Origin of the sequence: Nocardia lasii (genome assembly GCF_042658545.1) — a bacterium.
Lineage (GTDB): Bacteria > Actinomycetota > Actinomycetes > Mycobacteriales > Mycobacteriaceae > Nocardia > Nocardia lasii.
Genome location: NZ_JBHSQN010000005.1, coordinates 166,934 through 183,596 on the forward strand (window position 1 = coordinate 166,934; position 16,663 = coordinate 183,596).

The following is a 16,663-nucleotide window of genomic DNA, read 5'->3' on the forward strand; positions in this document are numbered from 1 at the left end:
CGCCAGCCGCGGCGGCGCGGTTCGGCGAACAACGCCGGCAAACCCCGCATGCGCACCGTGCGCGAAACCTCCGCCGGTGGCCTGGTCGTGGACGGTTTGGACGGGCCCAAGGAGCTGCGCAGCGCGGCACTGATCGGGCGCACCGACCGGCGCGGGCGACTGCTCTGGTCGCTGCCCAAAGGCCACATCGAACAGGGTGAGACCTGCGAGCAGACCGCCATCCGCGAAGTCGCCGAGGAAACCGGGATCGACGGGGAAGTGGTCGCCGAACTCGGCAGCATCGACTACTGGTTCGTCACCGAGGGTCGGCGGGTACACAAGACCGTGCACCATTTCCTGCTGCGTTGCCTCGGCGGTGAACTCTCCGACGCCGATATCGAGGTCACCCAGGTTGCGTGGGTTCCGTTGAGCGAGTTGGATTCCCGGTTGGCCTACGCCGACGAACGGCGCCTGGCCGAAGTGGCGAATCGATTGATCGACCGGATGGAGACCGGCAAGCGATGACGGGTGGACTGTTCCGGCTGATCACGGCGGTCCTGACCATCTTGGGTTCGATGACGCTGCTCCCCGCGGTCGCGCACGCTCAAACAGACGGGTCGGGCACACCGAAGTTTCTGAAATTGACCCTCGACGCGGTGGCGCCGGGCACGGTCACCACCGGCAGCGACCCCAAACTCACGGTATCGGGCACGGTCACCAATATCGGCGACCGGGTCGTCGACGACGTGAGCGTGCGAATCCAGCGCGCGGGCGCGGTGCAGACACCGAGCGGGCTGCGCAGTTCGCTGCGGCTGGATCAGGTGAACTACGAGGTCACCGGGCCGTTCCAGGACGTGGCCGAGCGGTTGAGTCCCGGTCAGCGCAAACAGTTCTCGGTGAGTATCGCCCTTCGACCCGGCTCGGAGGCCTCGCTCGGGCTCACCGAACCCGGGGTGTATCCGCTGCTGCTCAATGTCAACGGCGAACCCGCGTACGGAACCCAAGCCCGGCTCGACGACGCCCGCTTCCTGCTGCCGGTCCTCGGCCTGCCCCCGACCGGGCCCACCGACACGCCGATCGCCGCGCCGCCGGAAGCCACCCCGGTCGCCACCACGATGATCTGGCCATTGGCCGACCGCCCGCGCATGGTCGCGGGCAGGCCCGGCGCGGTGAACGGCGAAGTCGAACTGCTCGACGACGAACTCGCGGTGTCGGTCGGCAAGGGCGGACGGCTCGAACAGCTCGTCGCCGCGCTCGAATCGGTGGTGCCCGCACCCGGCAAGGACCGGGGGGTGGCCGGGTCGGTGTGCATCGCCATCGACCCCGACCTGCTCTCGACCGTGCAGACCATGACGCGCGGGTACCGGGTGCTGGCCAGTCCGTCCGACCCGAGCGGGGCGACCAGGGAGGGCACCGGGGCGGTGGCCGCGCAGGCCTGGCTCGACCGGTTGCGGGCGCTGGCCGGGTCGATGTGCACGGTGGCGTTGCCGTTCGCGCAGGTCGACCTGTCGACGTTGGCGGTGGTGAACGATCCGGGCCTGTCGGCGCGGGCGCTGCTCGCACCCGCCGACGTGGTCGACGCGATCCTGGGCACCCAGTCGTTGCGCGGGGTCAGCCTGCCCGACTCCGGCAGCATCGACGACGCGGCCGGACACCTGGTGCGCGCGCACGGGTTCGGGACGGCGGTGCTGGCCAGTTCGGCGGTGACCGCCGACGGCGAACCCGCCGACACCGACAACGCGCTCACCACCGCGCCCACCACCCTGACCCCCGACGTGGTCGTCGGCGGGGAGCAGGCCGCGCCCGACGTGGTCCGGGTGCCCGCCGTGAGCACCGAACCGCACGCACCGGGAATCGACCCGGCGCTGCACGTGACCACCTTCGACATCTGGTCGGCCACCGCGCTGGCCGCGGTCGGGTCCAACCCGCCGACACCGTCGTTCACACCATCGAAGGTGCGCTTCGACGTCACCAACGACTCCCGCTCGGCCCGCCTCCAGGACGCGCTCGGAGCGATGGCGTGGACGGCGCTCAACCCGGCGCCGGACCGGCCGCGCTCACAACTGCTGATGCCGCCGCAGCAGTGGGGCGCCAGCCGCGAGGAAGGGGTGGCGCTGCTCAAACAGATCGAACTGCTCACCCGCAACAACCTCGCCGGGCCGCGCGCCTTCGTCGACCTCGTCGCCCAGGCGCCCGACCCGCGCCCGTTCGCCCTGGACTACCTGCCGCACGCGGCCCAGGACGCGGCGCCCACCGAACTCGTCGCACCGATCCAGGCCCAGGGCGCCCGGGTCACCGAGCTGCTGCGCGCCATGGTCGAAGTGCCCGAAGCCGAACTCACCCCGATGGCCTATCTGACACCCGCGCGCGAGGACATGCTGCGCGCGCTGAGCCTGTCGGACCGGCGCGGCGACGACGACACCCTCGCCGACCTGCACGCCCGACGGCGCGTCGACCAGGTCACCCGCGAACTCGACACCATGTTCTCCTCGGTCTCGGTGCTGCCACCCGGCGGGGTGTACACGCTGGCCTCCGAACAGAGCCCGTTGCTGCTGGTCGCGCGCAACAACCTGCCCGTCGCCATCCGGGTGACGTTCCGGATCGAGGCACCGGCAGAGACGAACATCACCGACATCGGCGAACAGCTGCTTCCACCGTTCGGGACCCGGTCCTTCCAGATCCCGACCGAGGTGAGCGACAGCCGTAAGCTGGTCATTCCGATCGCCCTTACCACCCCCGAGGGAATAGCGCTAGGAGAGGCCACCTCGGTCTCGGTGCGCTCGAACGCCTACGGTCAGGCCTTGGCCATAATTACCGGATGTGCCGCGATACTGCTGTTGCTGCTGGCCGGGCGCCGACTGCTGCGGCGGTTCCGGGGGCAGCCCGACCCCGCCGACGAAGGGTTCGCCCCGGAGACGGTCGAACGGGCAGGTCGACTGCGACGAGCACGGGCACGACTGCAACGGCAGTGAACCCCCGCGCCTGACGCGCGAGAGGGGCACCATGGCAGAGGACGAGAGTGGCACGGGTGAGCGAAACGCTCAGCGGACCGGCGGGATCCGCGGGTCGGGCCGGGTACAGGAGGCATGATGAGCGACGATGATTCCGCTCATCGGCATGACCACGACGACCATCGCGACGACCCGACCCTGCGCCGGGCCCCCGCCGCGCCGTGGGAGCGCGGCATGACGGCCGGTCAGGACGCCGATCGCGACGAGTCCGTGCCGAGCATCGACCGCCACGGACGCCCGCCCCTTCGCCCCGGTGAACCCGGTTTCGAGCAGGCTGGTGGGATAGCGCCTGGTCAACGACCCGTTGGGGACGAGGCCGGCAGGGCGCCTCGCCCCGGCGAACCCGGATTCGAGCAGGGCGGTGGAATAGCGCCTGGTCAGCGACCCGTTGGGGACGAGGCCGGCAGGGCGCCTCGCCCCGGTGAACCGGGATTCGCGCAGGGTGATGGCATTCGCGCTGGTCAGCGCAGCGGTGACGATGGCGGGATGCCCCTCACGGGCCGCCCCGGAACGCCGCAGCGACCCGATCCTCGGCAGTCCGGGGGACCTCGGCAACCCGATTCGGGTCAGGGACCGCGCGATCAGGCGAATCGTCCGCAAGGGCCCGGACAACGTCCTGATGCCGCCGGTCCGCAGGGTTATCGGCCCGCCGGCTATCGACCCAATGCGGCCGACCCCGGCGCACCCCAACCCCCCTCCGCGCGCCCCGGCCCACCCCAGGGCTACCCGGCGGATCGCCCCGACCCCGCCAACTACCGCCCCGGACCCGGCGCACCACCGCCCCCCGGCGCGTATCGCCCAGATCAACAGCCACCCCGAGGCGACCGCCCCGCAGGCGGCCCGATCCCACCCCACCCGGCGAACCGCTCCGGCGAGTTCCCCCGACAGCAGCGACCAGGCGTCCCGCCACAGCGACCCGCCCCCGGCCAACGACCCGTCGGCCCTGGTGACCGTCCGGGCGAACCGGCGCGACCGTCCGATTTCGCACGTCCTGGCGAACCTGCACGCCCTGGCGACCCCGCACGTCCCGGCGACTTCGCGCGACCCGGCGAACCTGCACGCCCTGGCGACCCGGCCCGCTCTGGCGACCCCGCACGCCCCGGCGAACCTGCACGTCCCGGCGACCCCGCGCGCCCTTCCGACTTCGGCCCTGATCCTCGTGGCCCCCAGCAACATCGCCCACCCGGCCCAGCAGCGCGTCCCGGCCCGCCGCAAGGTCCTCCGGTCGCGGGACCGGACAGGTTCGCGGGGCCGCGTCCCGATGCCGGGTCGGCCAACCCCTCCGGGGAGTTCCCGCGTCAGCAACGCCCCGGTGCGCCCGGTGCGGGGCCCAACGGGTTCGACCGGCCCCGGCCCGGTGACGGTCCCGCGCACCCCTCGGGCGAATTCCCTCGGCAACAACGTCCCGGCGCGCCGGATGCGGGGCCGAGTGGATTCGGTAGCCGGGGTCCCGGTGCGGGTTCGGCTGATCCCGCCGACTTTCCCCAGCGTCCTGGTTCGCGCAACCCCGGCCCCCGCCTGCCTGCTGAGGGTTCGGCTCCCGCTTCCGGTGAGTTCCCCCGGCAGCGGCCGGGCCCGCCGCGTGGTTCGCAGTCCGGTGCTATTCCGCGGCAGGCGCGGCCCGACCAGGCGCGACCTGGTCAGCCGCCCGCCGATCAGGCTCGACCGGGTGGGTTCGAGGGGCGACGGCCTGAGCAGGCACGGCCCGCGCCGGCTCGGGGGAGCTTTCCCGGGATGCCCGCCGCGGATCTCGCGCGGGCTGGTCAGCGAGCCGACGCCGGGCGGGTGTCCGATCCGTCCGCCGACCGGACCCAGGTCATCGCCAAGCCGACGAAGGTCTCGGTCGACAAGTCCGACGACCCGCCGATGAGCGCGAACGCGAAGCTGCTCAAGGACTCCGGGTCGATCGCGGTCGCCACGCTGATCAGTCGGATCACCGGGTTCGCCAAGCAGCTGTTGCTGTTGACCGTGCTCGGTCCCGCGATCGCCAGTGCGTTCACCTCGGCGAACCTGATCCCGAACATGATCGCCGAGCTCGTGCTCGGTGCCGTGCTCACCGCGATCGTGGTGCCGACGCTGATCCGGGCCGAGCAGGAGGATTCCGACAACGGCGCCGCGTTCGTGCGCCGGTTGGTGACGGCCGCGTTCACGGTGCTGTTCGCGGCGACCGTGCTCACGCTGGCCGCGACCCCGATCCTGGCCACCCATGTGTTCGTCGACTCCGACGGCAAGGTCAACACCGAACTCACCACCGCGCTCACCTATCTGTTGGTGCCCGCGATCCTGTTCTACGGCATGTCCGCGCTGTTCACGGCCATCCTCAACACCAGACAGGCGTTCAAACCCGGTGCCTGGGCGCCGGTGCTGAACAACGTGGTCGTGCTGGTGGTGCTGGCGGTCTACGCGCTCACCCCGGGCGAGATCAGCCTGGACCCGGTGCGGATGGGCGACCCGAAACTGTTGACGCTCGGCGTCGGCATCACCGCCGGTGTGGCGGTGCAGGCGCTGAGTCTGCTGCCCGCGATCCGCAGGCACGGCATCAACCTGCGCCCGCTGTGGGGCATCGACGCGCGCCTGCGCCAGTTCGGCAAGATGGGCATCGCGATCATCCTGTACGTGCTGATCAGCCAGGTCGGGCTGGTCGTGGCGAACCACATCGCGTCCTCGGCCGACGAGGCGGGCCCGGCGATCTTCCAGAACGCCTGGCTGCTGCTGCAACTGCCCTACGGCGTCCTCGGCGTCACCCTGCTGACCGCGATCATGCCGCGCCTGAGCCGCAACGCCGCCGCCGACGACACCCCCGCGGTGGTCGACGACCTGTCCGTGGCCACCCGACTCACCATGATCGCGCTGATCCCGGTCGTCATGTTCCTGACGCTGGCGGGCCCGCAGGTCGGCGAGGCGCTCTACGGTTACGCCCGGTTCGCCGGCGATGCCGAACGTCTCGGCACGGCGGTGAGCTGGTCGGCGTTCTCGCTGATCCCGTACTCGCTGGTGCTGATCCACCTGCGCGTGTTCTACGCCCGCGAACAGGCATGGACGCCCACCTGGATCATCCTCGGCATCACCGCCGTGAAGATCCTGTTCTCCAGCGCGGCCCCCTACCTGGCCCGCGACAGCGACGACGTGGTGATCATCCTCGGCGTCGCGACCGGTCTCGGCTTCACCGCGGGCGCGGTGATCGGCGGCATGCTGCTGCATCGCAGCCTCGGTGACCTGCGGATGGCCAATGTCGGACGCACGGTGACCCGTGTGCTGCTGGCCTCGATCGCCGGCGGCGCGGTGATGCTCATCATCGACACCGTCACCGGGATGGACCGCCTCACCGGCGGCCCCGCCTCGCTGCTTCGCGTCTCGGTCGGCGCGATCGTGATGTTCTCCGTGGCGTTCGCGCTGATGCGACTCGCCGGTGTGCCCGAAGTCGTTGCAATCACCGTCGCGATTTCGCGCAAACTCGGCATCACCCCGCCCGCGCCGGATCTCGGACTCGACGACGCCCCGTCCGACGACATCTACGCGACCCAGATCATGCGGCGCCCCGATACCTACGGATTCCCCGCATACGGGCAATCTTTGGACACTCAGACCATGGTCTTGCCGGTAATCCGACCGGGAGCTGTTGACAGCACCGGTCAACCACAGTTCCCGTACGCTGTTCGGCAGACCGACACGGGTTTTCAGGCCGAAGGAGGACCGAGGGTGAGCGATGACGCGGTGGGCGGCGTCCCGGCCGCTGATTCTGCGGCGCGCGCGGCAGCAGGAATGTCCACCGACATCGGCCCCGAGGCGCCGGACTCGCGTGGATCCGACCCTGCCGACGCACCGGACGATCGCGACGACGACAAACGCGACGACAAGCACAACGGCGACGAGGTGCGCGCGGCCATGCCGCCGCACGATCCCACCTACGACACCGGCACGCTGCCGATCCCGCCCAAGGTACCGGCCAACGCCGCCGCCAACCGGGCACAGCGCGGCCCCAAGCTCATCCCCGGCGCGTCCGTGGCCGGGGGCCGCTACCGACTGCTGGCCGGGCACGGCGGCGCGCGCGGGCTGAAGTTCTGGCAGGCGCTCGACATCAAGCTCGATCGTGAGGTCGCGCTGACCTTCGTCGACGCCGATCAGACCTCCGGTGAGAACGCGGGCCACGACGGCCCGCAGGCGGTGCTCTCGCGCACCCTGCGCCTTGGTCGGATCAATTCGCCCGGTCTGGCGCGCGTGCTCGACGTGGTGCGCGGCAGCTCCGGCGGCATCGTGGTGGCCGAGTGGACCCCCGGTCGGTCGCTGCGCGAGATGGCCGAGACCGTGCCGTCGCCGATCGGCGCGGCCAGGGCCATCCGGGCGCTCGCCTCGGCGGCCGAACTCGCCCATCGCGGCGGCGGTTCGCTGTCGATCGATCATCCCGACCGGATCAGGATCAGCGCCTCCGGTGACGCGGTGCTCGCGTTCCCCGGCACGCTCGGCGATTCCGACGCCCAGTCCGATGTGCGCGGTCTCGGCGCCATGCTCTACGCCCTGATCACCGCGCGCTGGCCGATCCGGGTCGGCGGCGTCACCGGTTCCGCGGCGACCATCGGCGGGCTGCGCCTGGCCGACTTCGGACCCGACGGCACCCCGGTGGAACCGCGTCAGATCCGCCCGGAAGTGCCCTTCGAGATCTCGGCCGTCGCGGTTCGCTCGCTCGAGTCCAACAAGGGTGTGCGCACCGCGGCCACCGTCCAGCACGTGCTGGAGCAGGCGTCCGTGGTGGACCAGAAGACCGATTTCATTCCGGTCTTACGGCTGGGTCAGCGGGCGGTGGCCCCCGGCACCGATTCGCTCGCCGACCCGGAACTGCTCGCCGCGGAGCGCGAACGCTCCCGGCGCATGATGTGGATCATGGTCGGCCTCGGCGTGTTGGCCGCGCTGGTGGTCGGCGTGTTGATCTGGTGGATGGTCAGCATCTTCGCGCCCGGCGCGTCGGACAAGCCGCTGGACCAGCAGATCAATATCGGCCTCACCTCGAGTGTGGCGCCGCCCGCGGCCTCGGCACCGCCCGCCTCGGAGTCCGCCGACGCGGACGCGCCGACGAGCGTGCCGGTGCCGGTCGCGGGCGCGGCGGTGTTCTCCCCGGAGGGCACCCCCGACGGCGCCGCGACCGCGGGCGCGGTGCTCGACCACAACGCGACGACCGTGTGGCGCACCGACCAGTACTTCCAGCAGTTCCCCGCCCTCAAGAAGGGCGTGGGGCTGCTGGCCACGCTGCCGACCCCGGCCAAGCTCACCAATGTCTCGATCACCTCGCCCAGCGCGGGCAGCACGGTCGAGATCCGCACCTCGCCCACCGAGGCGCCCACCCTGGACCAGACCCAGCTGATCGGCTCGGCCAAGCTCGATGACGGTGTCACCGATATCGCCGTGCAGACCGATCAGGCCGCGCGCTTCGTCCTCGTGTGGATCACCGGGCTCGCCAACTCCGGCGGCCAGTTCCAGACCTCGATCGCCGACGTCCGCTTCGACGCGGAACCGTAATTCCCCGGTCGACGCCGTCTTCGCAGGTGACCCCCTGTTTCCGGGCGGTGCGCCGAACGTCACCGAACCGCGGTCCGGTTGGTGCGGAATTGTTATCGGCGATACGATGGCCCCGCGCTCTCGATGCGAGAGCTACCCAGGATTTGTCGACGTCGATCCTGGACGCCGCGTAGTAATCAGGTGATGGATCGGCCCCGTTCGCCGACGTGAAGTCGCCGTCATCAGCGCTGTCCAAGGGGTTGTCGTCGTGTCGCCGGAAGTCAACGAGCAGGTCCGCGGTGTGCCGCCGCGACCCGGCGGCGCAGGCGTCCGCTCGTTGCTGGACAACAGCAGCGACAAACAACTCCTGGCCGCCCACATCCGCGGCGAACCGCACGTTTTCGCCGAACTGCTGCGCCGCCACTCCGATCACCTGTGGCAGACCGCGCTGCGAACCTCCTACAACCGCGAGGACGCCGCCGACAGCCTGCAGGATGCCCTGTTCTCGGCCCACCGCACCGCGGACTCGTTCCGCGCCGAATCCGAGGTCCGCAGCTGGCTGCACGCCATCGTGGTCAACGCCTGCCTGGACCGGATCCGGCGCAACAAGACCCGGCGCGCGATCTCGATCCTGCCCGACGTGCTGCCCGAGGCCGTGGACCCGCACGACGCCATCGCCCACTACGAACTGTCCACGGTCGTGAGCGAGGCGTTGTTCACCCTCCCTGACGAACAGCGATTGGCGCTGGTCATGACCGAGATGGAGGGGCGAAGCGTGGCCGAGACGGCCGCCGCGCTCGGCGTGGCGGAGGGCACGATCAAGAGCCGATGCGCCCGAGCGCGCGTACGTTTGCAAGAACGTTTGGAATTTTTCCGGGATCCAGGGAACCGGAACTAGTCGGGATGCGTCATTAACAGTGACGAACAAGTCAGCGATGTAATCCTGCGATCCGATATCGACAGAACAGGGGAGGTGCGAGGGTGACTCGATCCGTGCCGCAGCCTCCGTTCCCGTCGGAACTGCTGGCCGATCTGCATGCCGACAACCTCGCGCCCGACCTGCGCGAGCAACTGTGGCCCATGGTCCGCACCGACGTAGACGCGCTGCACTACCTGAACAAGCTCGACGAGGTGAACCTGCACCTGCGCACGCTCGCCGCCGACGACCGGATCATGCACCGCATGCCCGACGACGTGGCCGCGCGCATGTTCCGTTTCGTCGCCGATCTCGACGCGGGCGACGGCCCCACCGAACGCCTCACCCCGGCCTCGACCCTGCTCCCACCCGACCTCGACGGCCCCACCGCGCGCCTGAGCACCCTGCCCGCCGAACCCACCCCGCCCCTCTCCGACGACCCCACCGAGCGCCTCACCGCCCCGATTCCCCTGGCCCAGCACCGCGCCCGCCGCCGCATGGCCTGGCTGGCCGCGGCCGCCGCCACCGTGGCCGTCCTGGCCGGCGCGGGCGCGCTCGTCACCACCCTCGACACCACCGAGGGCACCCCCACCGCCGCCCCCGTCACCACTCCCGCCGAGCCCGACGACCTCACCACCGCCGCCGCCCTGAGCGCCCTGGGCAAACGCACCACCGTCGGCCCCCTCGCCGACGAAGCCGCCCTCACCCGCTGCGTCCAGGCCAACGGCATCGACCGCCCCGTCCTCGGCACCTCCACCATCACCTACCGCGGCACCGACGCCGTCCTGATCCTGCTCCCAGGCCCCCAGACCCCCACCCTCACCGCCCTCGTCGTCGGCTCCGGCTGCACCACCGACACCCCCCAACAGCTGACGATCCGCGACATCGGTTGAGGGACCCAGGAACAACACGGTTTACGCTGTTGTTGACCGAGTCGTCCCCAGATTGCTTTTTCGGAAGGGCCTCATGAGCACGCCAGTTCGCGACCTGATCATCGTCGGTTCAGGACCAGCCGGCTACACAGCGGCCGTCTACGCCGCCCGCGCGGAGCTTTCCCCGCTGGTCTTCGAGGGCACCCAGTTCGGTGGCGCCCTGATGACCACCACCGAGGTGGAGAACTACCCGGGCTTCCGCGACGGGATCATGGGCCCGGACCTGATGGAGCAGATGCGCGACCAGGCCAAGCGTTTCGGCGCCGAGCTGCGCACCGAGGACGTCGACGCGATCGACCTGTCCGGCACCGTCAAGACCGTCACCGTCGGTGACGAGACCTTCCAGGCCTACGCGGTGATCCTGGCGATGGGTTCGGCCGCGCGCTACCTGCACGTGCCGGGGGAGCAGGAGCTGCTCGGGCGCGGGGTGAGCGCCTGTGCCACCTGCGACGGGTTCTTCTTCAAGGGCCAGGACATCGTCGTGGTCGGCGGCGGCGACTCCGCGATGGAGGAGGCCACCTTCCTCACCAAGTTCGCCGCGAGCGTCACCATCGTGCACCGTCGCGAGGAGTTCCGTGCCTCGCGCATCATGCTCGAGCGGGCCAAGGCCAACGAGAAGATCAAGTTCCGGCTCAACTCCGAGGTCATCAAGGTCAACGGGGACAAGAGCGTCACCAGCCTGACCCTGCGCGACACCCGCACCGGCGAGGAGTCCGTGCTCGACGCGACCGGGCTGTTCGTCGCCATCGGCCACGACCCGCGCAGCGAACTGGTCAAGGGCCAGGTCTCGCTCGACGGCGAGGGCTATGTGCGCGTGACCGAGCCGGGCACCGCCACCGACGTGTCCGGGGTGTTCGCGGTGGGCGACCTCGTCGACCACACCTACCGCCAGGCGATCACCGCCGCCGGCACCGGCTGCCGCGCCGCGATCGATGCCGAGCGCTGGCTCGCCGAGCAGGGCGACATCAAGGCCAATACGCTCGATCACGCCTGACACCTGTTGCGCACCATCTGATTTCGAGTACGTCGAGTTCCACCCTGTCGAGGAGACATCATGGCCGAGAGCGCCAACACCATCACCGTCACCGATCAGTCCTTCGCCGATGATGTCCTGCTCAGCGAGAAGCCGGTGCTCGTCGACTTCTGGGCCGACTGGTGCGGTCCGTGCAAGATGGTGGCCCCCGTGCTCGAGGAGATCGCGGGTACCCACGCCGACAAGCTGACCGTCGCCAAGCTCGACACCGAGGCCAATCCCGGTGCGGCCCGCGACTACCAGATCCTCTCGCTGCCCACGATGATCTTGTTCTCCGGTGGCAAGCCGGTCAAGCAGATCGTGGGAGCCAAGGGCAAGGCGGCGCTGCTGCGCGAACTCGACGGCCTCATCTGAGCGCGAGCTCGCCACAAAAGCGCCTCCTACCGGCCGACGCGCCGTAGGATTCCGTGACCCGGGATTCCCGCAAAGGGCCTCGAGTCTGAGACAATCGACGCCACGCTCCGGCCGAAGAAAGGGCTCTCACGCATGCACCGACTTCGTCACGGCGATTCAGGACCAGCCGTCGCAGAGGTTCGGAGCACCCTCGCAAGCCTCGGTTTCCTGCATCTGCCCCACGGTGAATCCCACGACGGTTCCGAGGAGTACTGGAAAGATACCGAGGCGGTGTTCGATCGGCCCCTCGATTCGGCGATTCGCGCGTTCCAACAGCAGCGCGGACTCCTCGTCGACGGGGTGGTCGGTCCGGCCACCTACCGCGCGCTGAAGGAAGCCTCCTACCGCCTGGGTGCTCGTACGTTGATCTATCAGTTGTCGGCGCCGCTCTACGGCGACGACGTGGCCACCCTGCAGCGCAAACTGCAGGACCTCGGCTTCTACGTGTACCGGGTGGACGGGCATTTCGGCCCGCACACCCACGACGGTCTCAGCGCGTTCCAGCGCGAGATCGGCCTGTCCGCCGACGGCATCTGCGGGCCCGACACCCTGCGTTCGCTGGATCTGCTGGGCGCGCGCGTCACCGGCGGCAACCCGCACCGCATCGCCGAGGAAGAGGTGGTGCACCGGGCGGGTCCGCAGCTCACCGGCAAGCGCATCGTGATCGATCCCGGATTCGGCGGCGCCGACAAGGGTTTCGCGGTGCCCACGGAATTCGGTGACGTGTACGAGTCTGAGATCCTGTGGGATCTGGCCTCGCGGCTGGAAGGTCGGATGGCCGCGACCGGGATGGAGACCTTCCTGTCCCGGCCGTGGGGCGCCAACCCCACCGATGTCGAACGCGCCGAGACCTCCAACGCCTTCGACGCGGATCTGATGATCTCGTTGCGATGCGCGACGAGCGACAACCCGTCCGCGCAGGGCGTCGCCGGTTTCTACTGGGGCAACTCGCACGGTTCGGTGTCGATGATCGGACAGGTGCTGGCCGGGTTCATCCAGCGCGAAGTGGTGGCGCGGGCCTCGGTGCAGGACTGCCGAACCCACCAGCGCACCTGGGACCTGTTGCGGCTGACCAAGATGCCGACCGTGCAGGTCGATCTCGGCTACCTCACCAACGCCTACGACGCGTCGGTGCTCACCAACCCGCGCATGCGCGACGTGATCGCCGAGGCCATCCTGATCTCGGTCAAGCGGCTGTACCTGCTCGGCCAGGACGACCAGCCCACCGGCACCTACACCTTCGCCGAACTGCTCGCCGAAGAACTGGCCGCCGCCGATACGGGGCGTGTGTAGTCCCCTGGAAAGACCAACGGCCCCGCGATGATTCGCGGGGCCGTTCTCGTTTCTCGGGTCAGTGCGCGCCGACCCGCGTCGGCGGCGCCATCGACGCGGCCGCCAGGAGTTGGTCCAGGGCGCGTTCGACGTCTTCCTTCCACCCGTGATCGGAGTCGAGCTCCAGTCGAAGTCGGGGGAAGCGGTGGTGGGGGGCCACCACCTCGAAACCGACCTCGGTGAGGAAATCGGCGTCGATCATGCAGGTTTCGGGGGTGCACCGGGTCGCCGAGGACGGGTCGCGCAGCGGTGCCGCGATCCGTTCCATCAACCGCATCGACGAACCGAACCCGCGGTCGGCCACCGAACTCGACGCCGGACCGTTGCGAATCCCGAACGCCTCCAGCGCGCGCACGCCACGACGCACCAGATCGGCCACCACGGCCTGAACGAGGCGGTGGGCTACGTCGGCCTCATCGTAGGGGAATTCGGCCTGCAGCGTGGTCAGCAGGACCGCGTCCGGGCTCACGGGGGACGTGGGGAACAGCGAGGACCGCGGCACGGCACTCGGGGGCGAGTACAGCGCGCAGCCGGCCAGGTTGTTGTCCACGTGCGCGACCTGCCCGCACGAACCCCATTCGAGCATCACCGTCGAGAGCCAGGCCTCCTTCTCGAAGACCGGATCGCTGAACGACTGGGAGTCGGCGGCGACGGCCGGGTCGAGTTCCCAGAACACACACCGACGGGTGTGCGCGGGGAGTTGACCGAGCCCGTCGAGAGTCAACGCGGTGACGCTGCTCGACACGTCCCTGTTCAGCCGCCAGCTGTCGGATTCATCCACGCTCACGCCACATCACTATCCACTGTCCTGCCGCCTCTTTCAGTCACAGTGACGTTTCGGGGCCGACTTGTTCCATCAGCGCCACGATGCGCTCGAGATCTTCGACGGACCCGAACTCGACAACGATCTTGCCCTTACGTTTGCCGAGGCTCACGGTGACCCGGGTGTCGTAGGAACCCGACAGCCGCTCGGCCACCTCCTGCAGACCCGGCATGTGGATCGGCTTGCGCTTCGGCGCCGGGGGAGCGGCCTCCGAGGGATTGTGGTTAGCGAGCGTCACCGCTTCCTCGGTGGCCCGAACCGACAAACCCTCGGCGACGATCCGCGCCGCCAATACTTCCTGTGCGTCCGCGCCGGCGTCCAGTCCGAGCAGCGCCCTGGCGTGTCCGGCCGAGAGCACCCCGGCGGCCACCCGACGCTGCACCGGAATCGGCAGCTTCAGCAAGCGAATCATATTCGTCACCACCGGGCGGGAGCGACCGATTCGCGAAGCCAGTTCCTCATGGGTGACGTCGAATTCCTCGAGCAGCTGCTGATAGGCCGCCGCCTCTTCGAGGGGGTTCAGCTGCACGCGGTGGATGTTCTCGAGCAGCGCGTCGCGCAGCATCGCGCTGTCGTCGGTGTCGCGGATGATCGCCGGGATGGTGGCCAGGCCGACTTCCTGGCAGGCGCGCCACCGCCGCTCGCCCATGACCAACTGGAACTTGTCGACGCCCGGTTCGACGCGACGCACGACGATCGGCTGCATGAGCCCGAACTCGCGAATCGAGTGCACCAGCTCGGCCAGCGCCTCTTCCTCGAAGTGCTGGCGCGGCTGCTTCGGGTTCGGCACGATCAGCTCGGCCGCGACCTCGCGGTAGACCGCGCCGCCGGGGGAGACCAGCTCGGCTTCGGGTTCGATCGTCGCGGGTTCGACCGGTTCGGGTTCGACCTCGACATCCGGGACGCGGTGCAGGAACGCCTCCGCCGGCTGCGGGCCGATCGGGGTGATGCCGAGCGCGCTCGCCGCGGCACTGCTCAGGCCCGGCGCCACGGCCGGACCCGTCGGGATCAACGCGGCCAGCCCGCGACCGAGACCGCCCTTTTTCGCCTGACTCATCGGCTACCGATCCCTTCGTCGTTCACAATCACAGGTTCCCACTCACGCTACGAGGCGTCTTGTTTCAGCTGGGCTCGACTGGCCAGCTCGCGCCCCGCGTCCATGTAGCTCATCGCACCGCGGGAGCCTGGATCGTAATCGAGGACCGTCATGCCGTAGCCCGGCGCCTCCGAGACCTTCACGCTGCGCGGAATCATCGACTTGAGGACCACGTCGCCGAAGTGGTTGCGCACTTCCTCGGCCACCTGATCGGCCAGCTTGGTGCGGCCGTCGTACATGGTGAGCAGGACGGTGGACACGTGCAGATCCGGGTTCAGGTGCGCCTGCACCAGCCCGATATTGCGCAGCAACTGGCCGACGCCTTCCAGCGCGTAGTACTCGCACTGGATCGGGATCAGCACCTCCTTGGCCGCCACGAGCGCGTTCACCGTGAGCAGGCCGAGGGAGGGCGGGCAGTCGATCAGCACGTAGTCGATGTCGAATCCCGCCAGGCTCGCCTCGCGGATCGCGGTCTTGAGGCGGCCCTCGCGGGCGACCATCGAGACCAGTTCGATCTCCGCACCCGCCAGGTCGATCGTGGCCGGCACGCACAGCAGTCGCTCGCTGTGCGGGCTCACCTGGATCGCGTCCTTGACCGCGACCTCACCGATCAGCAGCTCGTAGCTGGACGGCACGCCCGAGTTGTGCGCGACGCCCAGCGCCGTACTCGCATTACCCTGTGGATCGAGATCGACCACCAGGACCGTCATCCCCTGATGCGCTAGCGCCGCAGCGAGATTGACCGTCGTCGTCGTCTTGCCCACGCCGCCCTTCTGGTTGGCGATCGTGATGATCCGTTGCTCACGGGGTTTCGGCACAGTGACCTTTCCTGGATGCAGAATCTGGCTGGCGCGTTGCGCTTCCGCCGCGATCGGGGTCTCGGCCGGGGAGATGTGCCCGAAAGGAGTATTCCCGAACGTCTCCGCGTCGAAGCTGCTGGAATCCAGCATCCCCGGAACCCGCGACCCTGTTTCCCGTGAAACATTCGCCGGACCGCTCGACATAGATTGCTCCTAACCCGAGAAACTTCAGATCACGTACCCCCGACGAGCGTCGGCGCCGTGTCATCACAAACAAACAGTGTCGGTGGAGAACTCGACTCCATCGAGGAGGTAATTCCCTCACTCCCACCCGACCCCTGATAGCTTGCCAGCCCCACGACACTTAGGAAAGCTGAATCGCGGCACACCGAGCAGGACACTCCCAAGAACGCAGAATTAACACCCCCAATCCAATGTTTCACGGGAAACAACCCCATCCACGCCCCGCTCCCATCCACGCCCCGCGCCGTCCACGCGCCACTCCCATCCACGCCCCGCGCTCATCCACGCGCCACTCCCATCCACGCCCGCGCCTATCCACGCCCCGCTCCCATCCACGCGCGCTCCCATCCACGCGCGCTCCTATCCACGCGCCGCGCCTATCCACGCGCCGCGCCTATCCACGCGCCGCGCCTATCCACGCGCCGCGCCCATCCATGCCTCGCGCTCATCCATGCCTCGCGCCCATCCCACAGCGACCGAGCCCCAACACCCAGCCACCACAACTCCAGCCACCACGCACACCTGAAGTCCGCCATGACCGCACTCCCAACCCCGCACCTGCGACCTCTAGGGAGCAGCGGCCACGAAGTGGCCGGTCGCGGCCGGGTCGCCGGT

At 69.4% G+C, this 16,663-nt stretch carries 12 protein-coding genes; 8 read left to right on the forward strand and 4 right to left on the reverse strand.

Features of this window, described 5'->3' with window-relative positions; all coding sequences use genetic code 11:
* Positions 1–48 precede the first annotated feature (48 nt).
* Complete coding sequence (locus ACFP3H_RS11240; RefSeq protein WP_378603721.1) at positions 49–504, forward strand: NUDIX hydrolase; 456 nt, start codon at positions 49–51, stop codon at positions 502–504.
* On the forward strand, positions 501–2,951 hold the full coding sequence (locus ACFP3H_RS11245) for a hypothetical protein (protein WP_378603636.1): 2,451 nt from the start codon (positions 501–503) through the stop codon (positions 2,949–2,951). The genes ACFP3H_RS11240 and ACFP3H_RS11245 overlap by 4 nt, the downstream gene beginning before the upstream one ends.
* A gap of 69 nt (positions 2,952–3,020) precedes the next feature.
* On the opposite strand, the gene ACFP3H_RS11250 is transcribed toward ACFP3H_RS11245, so the two are convergent.
* On the reverse strand, positions 3,021–3,590 hold the full coding sequence (locus tag ACFP3H_RS11250) for a hypothetical protein (protein WP_378603639.1): 570 nt from the start codon (positions 3,588–3,590) through the stop codon (positions 3,021–3,023).
* Between the two features lie 1,266 nt (positions 3,591–4,856).
* Between ACFP3H_RS11250 and ACFP3H_RS11255 the strand changes: the two genes are divergently transcribed.
* From ACFP3H_RS11255 to ACFP3H_RS11280, 6 genes are all read left to right on the forward strand, one after another.
* On the forward strand, positions 4,857–8,501 hold the full coding sequence (locus ACFP3H_RS11255) for a murein biosynthesis integral membrane protein MurJ (RefSeq protein WP_378603724.1): 3,645 nt from the start codon (positions 4,857–4,859) through the stop codon (positions 8,499–8,501).
* A gap of 280 nt (positions 8,502–8,781) precedes the next feature.
* The gene (gene sigM, locus ACFP3H_RS11260; RefSeq protein WP_378603727.1) at positions 8,782–9,378 is read left to right on the forward strand and encodes an RNA polymerase sigma factor SigM; all 597 of its coding nucleotides are present in this window, start codon (positions 8,782–8,784) and stop codon (positions 9,376–9,378) included.
* An 83-nt stretch (positions 9,379–9,461) separates the two neighbouring features.
* Positions 9,462–10,289: a hypothetical protein gene (locus ACFP3H_RS11265; RefSeq protein WP_378603642.1), complete on the forward strand. Its 828-nt coding sequence runs from the start codon at positions 9,462–9,464 to the stop codon at positions 10,287–10,289.
* 73 nt (positions 10,290–10,362) lie between these two features.
* A complete protein-coding gene (gene trxB, locus ACFP3H_RS11270; protein ID WP_378603645.1) occupies positions 10,363–11,322 on the forward strand; it encodes a thioredoxin-disulfide reductase in 960 nt (319 codons plus the stop codon).
* A 60-nt stretch (positions 11,323–11,382) separates the two neighbouring features.
* Positions 11,383–11,715, forward strand: a complete 333-nt coding sequence (trxA, locus tag ACFP3H_RS11275; RefSeq protein ID WP_378603648.1) for a thioredoxin — start codon at positions 11,383–11,385, stop codon at positions 11,713–11,715.
* Between the two features lie 132 nt (positions 11,716–11,847).
* Positions 11,848–13,047 (forward strand): N-acetylmuramoyl-L-alanine amidase, encoded by a 1,200-nt coding sequence (locus ACFP3H_RS11280; protein WP_378603651.1) that lies wholly within the window; start codon positions 11,848–11,850, stop codon positions 13,045–13,047.
* 58 nt (positions 13,048–13,105) lie between these two features.
* Here ACFP3H_RS11280 and ACFP3H_RS11285 read toward each other — a convergent pair whose 3' ends face one another.
* The 3 genes from ACFP3H_RS11285 to ACFP3H_RS11295 form a co-directional block, all read right to left on the reverse strand.
* Positions 13,106–13,831, reverse strand: a complete 726-nt coding sequence (locus ACFP3H_RS11285; RefSeq protein ID WP_378603730.1) for a GNAT family N-acetyltransferase — start codon at positions 13,829–13,831, stop codon at positions 13,106–13,108.
* Positions 13,832–13,910: 79 nt separating this feature from the next.
* Positions 13,911–14,966 carry a ParB/RepB/Spo0J family partition protein gene (locus ACFP3H_RS11290; RefSeq protein WP_378603654.1) on the reverse strand — a complete coding sequence of 352 codons (1,056 nt, stop codon included), beginning with the start codon at positions 14,964–14,966 and terminating at the stop codon, positions 13,911–13,913.
* 47 nt (positions 14,967–15,013) lie between these two features.
* Positions 15,014–16,009, reverse strand: a complete 996-nt coding sequence (locus ACFP3H_RS11295; protein ID WP_378603657.1) for a ParA family protein — start codon at positions 16,007–16,009, stop codon at positions 15,014–15,016.
* Positions 16,010–16,663: the final 654 nt, after the last annotated feature.

Bases quoted from the DNA above. Each gene is read 5' to 3' on its own strand.
- ACFP3H_RS11240 (WP_378603721.1), top strand. From the start codon at position 49: ATGCGCACCGTGCGCGAAACCTCCGCCGGTGGCCTGGTCGTGGACGGT.
- trxA (WP_378603648.1), top strand. From the start codon at position 11,383: ATGGCCGAGAGCGCCAACACCATCACCGTCACCGATCAGTCCTTCGCC.
- ACFP3H_RS11255 (WP_378603724.1), top strand. From the start codon at position 4,857: ATGAGCGCGAACGCGAAGCTGCTCAAGGACTCCGGGTCGATCGCGGTC.
- ACFP3H_RS11290 (WP_378603654.1), bottom strand. From the start codon at position 14,966: ATGAGTCAGGCGAAAAAGGGCGGTCTCGGTCGCGGGCTGGCCGCGTTG.
- ACFP3H_RS11295 (WP_378603657.1), bottom strand. From the start codon at position 16,009: ATGTCGAGCGGTCCGGCGAATGTTTCACGGGAAACAGGGTCGCGGGTT.
- ACFP3H_RS11245 (WP_378603636.1), top strand. From the start codon at position 501: ATGACGGGTGGACTGTTCCGGCTGATCACGGCGGTCCTGACCATCTTG.
- ACFP3H_RS11280 (WP_378603651.1), top strand. From the start codon at position 11,848: ATGCACCGACTTCGTCACGGCGATTCAGGACCAGCCGTCGCAGAGGTT.
- trxB (WP_378603645.1), top strand. From the start codon at position 10,363: ATGAGCACGCCAGTTCGCGACCTGATCATCGTCGGTTCAGGACCAGCC.